Source organism: Solemya pervernicosa gill symbiont (assembly GCF_002020875.1).
GTDB lineage: Bacteria > Pseudomonadota > Gammaproteobacteria.
The window spans coordinates 1-5222 of record NZ_MPRL01000107.1 but is presented as its reverse complement, the minus strand read 5'-3'; the positions used below and the strand labels follow the sequence as shown (position 1 = coordinate 5222).

4 protein-coding genes are annotated in these 5222 nt (G+C 43.9%); all 4 read right to left on the bottom strand.

From position 1 onward, the window contains the following. Window positions 1-151: 151 nt before the first annotated feature. The 4 genes from BOW52_RS16085 to BOW52_RS16070 all read right to left on the bottom strand — a co-directional run bounded on the left by BOW52_RS16085 (window position 152) and on the right by BOW52_RS16070 (window position 4879). On the bottom strand, window positions 152-1324 hold the full coding sequence (locus tag BOW52_RS16085; protein ID WP_078485102.1) for an SPOR domain-containing protein: 1173 nt from the start codon (window positions 1322-1324) through the stop codon (window positions 152-154). A 346-nt stretch (window positions 1325-1670) separates the two neighbouring features. Beyond that, window positions 1671-2444, bottom strand: a complete 774-nt coding sequence (locus BOW52_RS16080) for a LicD family protein (protein ID WP_078485101.1) — start codon at window positions 2442-2444, stop codon at window positions 1671-1673. A gap of 12 nt (window positions 2445-2456) precedes the next feature. Then, window positions 2457-3536, bottom strand: a complete 1080-nt coding sequence (locus tag BOW52_RS16075; RefSeq protein WP_078485100.1) for a pyridoxal-phosphate-dependent aminotransferase family protein — start codon at window positions 3534-3536, stop codon at window positions 2457-2459. A gap of 2 nt (window positions 3537-3538) precedes the next feature. Then, entirely contained in the window at window positions 3539-4879 is a 1341-nt protein-coding gene (locus BOW52_RS16070) for a Gfo/Idh/MocA family oxidoreductase (RefSeq protein WP_269087673.1), read from the bottom strand. Window positions 4880-5222: the final 343 nt, after the last annotated feature.

Below are 5222 nucleotides of genomic sequence, written 5' to 3'. Positions count from 1 at the left end.
TCTTCGTCGTTCGCTCGCGCTCTCAACTACGAATATGCAGACGGCGTCGACTATCGCGGACTAACCGCCTTCGCTTCGCTATCCATGGCGGTCAGCGGACGAACTGTGACTCCCTTCTTAGCCCGTCAGTCCATTGTTGTCGTTAATTTGGTTAAAGCAGCTGCTGTATCCAACCAAACTGACGAACGGTTGGGTTCTGCTGTCGTAATACCGATGGCAACACGCTCATCATCGCCCTACCCTCAACCTCAGTTGCATAGATACCATAGAGCACCACATACCAGTCGCGCCCACGGAGCTCTGTCTTCACATATGAGACCGGTTCAACCAGCAGAGACTGCACCTTACGGATATAGTTAAAGGCCTCTGACTTGTTGCGAGTGCCGTAGAGTTCGATGGTCATCTGCTCAGGTTTTTGCAACAACACCCAGTCACTATCGTGCACGGCAATGGTAATCGCACTAGAATTTACGTCGAAGCTTGGGTTAATACTCTGCTCAATCGATTTAATGTTCTCATTCTGTGCCGTGAGTGCCTCACGATTGGTTTGAATGAGGGCTTGGTTAGAGGCTTGATGAAGTTGCTGCAATTCGTTCAGCTGATGCTCCTGATCGAACAGGTAACCCAATGTAAGAAGCGCCAGTAATACCAGCGCCAAACCCGCGCCAAACAGACGGCTGCGGAAACTGAACGACTGCCCCAATCGTTTACTGGCAACGCTCAGATGATGGGTAAACTCTTCAAGCTTATAGTTTCGTCGCTTGAGGTCACTTATATAACTTTCGTTGCGATCGCTCCTACGCCCTAGCTCGTTAGTCTGAGCAAATAGCTCCTCAGTGCTCTTGTTTAATTGTTCATCAACACGACTTAGTTTTTCATCAAGCAGACGAACCTTGGCGGGCGTCGGTTCAAGCGCGACGACGCGGTGGTCTATTTTTTCCAAAGCGAGAAACAGCTCTTTAAATTCCGCAGCGGTCTGCTCTTTGAGCTGTCCCTGTCCTTCCTCAACTGTCTGCAGAGTGGAGCTTATAGCGCGGGTCGTTTCGGTAAGAGTCTCAAGCTCTGCGAGATGCTGGCGCAGCGCCTGCTCTGCCTCGACCTGTCTCGGCTCTAGCAGATCAAGACGTCGGCGTAGCTCGACACTATCCTCGCTCAGACGTTCGAGCAGCAGATGCAGACGATTCTTTGCAGTAGTGATCTCTTCGTTAAAAGGTATAACCGTCGATACAGACTGCGTAGATTCATGTGCGATTAGACCAGTCTGTTCGGCGTTATCGTCGCCCTGTGACTGACCATCATAATTTGTAGTTTGCTGTTGCGGCATCGGATTGTCCCTATTATCAGCCTGAGTATATTAGTAAATGCTAACATTCTAGCCGAATTGAGCAAGAATTCCACTTTCTACACTATTCGAAGGGATTTACTGTTTTAAGAGCGCTGAAGAAGGCGGCTGTTGTTGAGGCAGAATGAAAGCATCAGATCGCACATTTGTGAAATCATTCATTGAGAAGTGGTGAACCGCGTTTTTGTACGCGTCGGTTGAATGCTTATGGAATATAGATTCTAACGTTGATAATGGAGAGGATCATTGACTACCCTTTTCCTGATTGGAGAGACACACATAATTTGCTGTGTATAGATAGATAGATGGACGCTCACGACAAAAGAACTCAAGGAGATAACTCTATGCTATGCGCATGAATCACTCGCTTATCTTCCGGTGGTAGCTGCCTATAGTCGAAGCTGTAGATCGCATCCAGATAGTGATCTGCATTTTTTGGAGCAGAGAAAGATAGCCCTTCAAACTCCAGCGTAGAAAGAGGAAAAACCTCTGCAATATCAAACCAGGCAGCCACATCCGGCATTTCACCGCTATAGATAACCTTTGAATGATCGTATTCCCACCCCTGGTGCATTTGTTTTAAAGATGAAGCCAGGGTAGCTCTGGTTAGAGGATCATCCTTTCCATCTGGTGTGTGCAGGCTTGTAGCTGAGAGTTCTCTTATCGCTTTAAGCGTCCTGTCGTAATAGTCCTTATTTTCCTCTGTATTTTCTATGGCAAGCATTGGAAAAATATCGACAAATACGCCCTGGTGGTAATTTACATCGCTCTCTTGTTCGTGAAACTCTACAATCCGAGCCTTATTAGAACGTAGTTTAATGTAATCAAATTTGAAGTTTTTATCGGTTATGGATGTTTGAAGAAATATATCACTCGAAAGCTCACTTTCAGCTATTTTCAAGAATTCGTTATAATCCTCGATGGGCATCGAAAGATCTATATCATCATCCCACGGTATAAAACCCTGATGACGAACTGCGCCTAATAATGTTCCAGAATCCAACCAATACTGAAGCTGGTGCTTTTTACATATTGCATCAAACTCGATTAGCATATCGAGCATAATCAACTGGGCTTTACGTAAAACCTGAGGGTCTATCATCAGGCTATACCGCTATGCTCTAACCACAGCATAATATTCATGCAAGGCATCAATGAGTATGTCGGTATATTCCTTTGTCATTTCACCCATATGGGAGACCCTAAAGACAACATCACGCTCCGCACCACCATTAGGACAAACCATAACTTTGTAGTTTTCTTCTAAAGCATTAACGATGTCCATTGCCGATTTTCCATCGGTTGGGGTTAGGGTGGTCATCGCATTTGGCATATAGGGTGTATATTCTTTTAACGGTAACGCCTTTATGCTTTCCCTAAAGTAGTTAGCGACCTCTTTTGCACTCGCGATACTCTGTTCCACACCACCACGCCTGCTTATTTGATTGAGTCTCGCCTGCAGTTGCAACATTATCGTAACAGCCGGTGTATAGGGGGTTTGCCCTCTTTCACCATTAACCAGATAATCTTTATAGTTAAAGTACAGAGAATTGATATCTTGTAAGTTTTCTAGTGCGTTAGGGGAAAGCACCACCATGGTAAGCCCAGGCGGCAAGGCCAGACCTTTTTGAGAACTTGCAATAACAACGTCGATGTTTGACTGCTGCATATCGAGCGGATCGGTCACCAGCATAGAGATCGCATCTACAATGTAGAGCATCTCATTTTTAATCGCATAGTCACCCATAGCATCCAAATCATAAAGGTGGCCAACAGATGTTTCGTGTGCATTAACGACTAGCGCCGTGTAATTATCATCTGGCGCTAAACGCTCAATGTCGGTTAGATTAGTATTGTTAACCTTGAAGTTAGTATGCGGTATCTCATGTGTGGCACAAATATCGACAAATCGTGCACCAAATCCACCACCATTGACCACTAAAGCATTATCGTCTTTATGGAGTAAATTCATCACCGCAGACTCCATACCTGCAGTACCCGACGCCGTTAAGAAAATGACCTTTGAACCCTCTGGAGCATTGACCATATCTAACAGCCCGTTTTCACAGGCGAAGGTCACATCCGAAAACTCACTATTTCTAAAGTAGGGCGTCTGCTTAGCACCCACCTGCAGTATCTCTTCAGACATCTTTACGGGACCTGGGGTGAAAATAGCGTAATCTTCAAAAATCATATTCAAGCCTTCCCCAATTCCTTAAATTTTCTTTCGTTATATTCCAAAAGAACCCTATTAATTCCGATCATATCTTTAGGCGACAACATACTAGATTTACGCTTACCTCTTTGGATCAACGAAGCAAATTCTGCAATCATATAGCGCAGCCCGCAGCCATCGAACTCATATTTGAATGTTTGGCTTTTATTTTCATCTTCAAAGCGCACATGAAACTGCTTTGTTAACCACCATGGCGCAGGGATATAAACATAACCCTTTGTCCCAGAGATCACTGCGTCACCTTCCGACTTAATTCCAGTAGCTACGTTCGATATCCCGACAGCACCACCTTTATGTTTACTGATAATAAGATTGGAAACATCATAACCTTCATTACCCTGATCAAAAAAAGTTATATCTTTGCTTTCTCCTAAAATCTTATTGACCAACAAGGAGGGGTAAGAAGACAAAATATTGGTGGCACCTTGAGCCATAAAGGTGTCGGGATAATCTTTCTCTTTATAAAGTGAAGTACGTGTCGCTCTAACCTCTTTAACATCACCAATTATTCCTTTATTCAACTCAGTCAACAGCTGATTAAAGGCAGGCAAAAACGCAGTCTTGAGCGCAGAAAGCAGTAGAACCCTCTCTTTCTTCGCCAATGAGAGCAACTCTATTAGTTCACTTTTATTCAGTGCAAGAGGGTTCTCGCACAACACATGCTTTTTGGCTATTAATGCTTTTTTGATAAGCGGATAATGTTTTTCTAGCGCAGTATCAATATAGACCGCAACAATACTTGTATCTAAGAACTCATCGTAATTGTCGTGACCATACCTTATGCTTTCATTGTTTTGGGTAAATTTCTTTAAGGCTGGCAAGTCAGGCGAATAGATCCGATTGACCTTTAGATTTGGCACATGTTTAGCCTCATCTATAAAGGCTTTAGTATCACGACCAAGACCAACAACACCCAACTTTATAAGGTCAAAGTTGTCTCGTCTCAGCAAGGTGCTGGATATACCCTTTGTACGAGGAAGGTATTCAACGTGGGTGTATTCATTCAGGTAATCAAACACACCCTCCCAATCATCGCCAATGGCAAAAATATCAACATCATATTTCACCATATCTTCCGCTTTTTGCTTTTTGTGTTTCTCCATAATGACCTTGTCGACAATATCCAACGCCTCGATTGCCTGCACCCGCTTCTGCGTGCTTTCGATAACATTCAATTTGCCACGTGAGCGGTCATAGTTTTCGTCAGTAACACCCACTATAAGGTAGTCACCTAACGCCTTGGCACGTTTCAGCAGCCGCAAATGGCCCTGATGGAACATATCGAATGTCCCATAAGTAATAATTGTTTTTTTGGTATTGATATCTAAATCCGTGTATCGACGAATAACGCTTTGTATTATAACAAGAAAAGAGTTGCATATAAAACGACAACCCTAACCAAACCGGAATAGCACTAATCAATCCACCTTACTGATATACCCGATCAAAACACCTGACTTGCGATCTATTTCAAACGATTAACCCGTCTTATATCATAGAAATCTAGCCTGCTTGATCACTCCATGAACAACCAAACCACGCCTCTCAGCTTGAGATAGGGGAGTCGCTATTTTTGCGAGAGTTTGTTTTGGGCATCCAAGCCCAAGCAAACAGCAAAAACTTCACGCGACCGTTTATGCCTGC

Coding starts and splice junctions, on each gene's coding strand:
- BOW52_RS16085 (WP_078485102.1), bottom strand. CDS start 1,324: ATGCCGCAACAGCAAACTACAAATTATGATGGTCAGTCACAGGGCGAC.
- BOW52_RS16080 (WP_078485101.1), bottom strand. CDS start 2,444: ATGATAGACCCTCAGGTTTTACGTAAAGCCCAGTTGATTATGCTCGAT.
- BOW52_RS16075 (WP_078485100.1), bottom strand. CDS start 3,536: ATGATTTTTGAAGATTACGCTATTTTCACCCCAGGTCCCGTAAAGATG.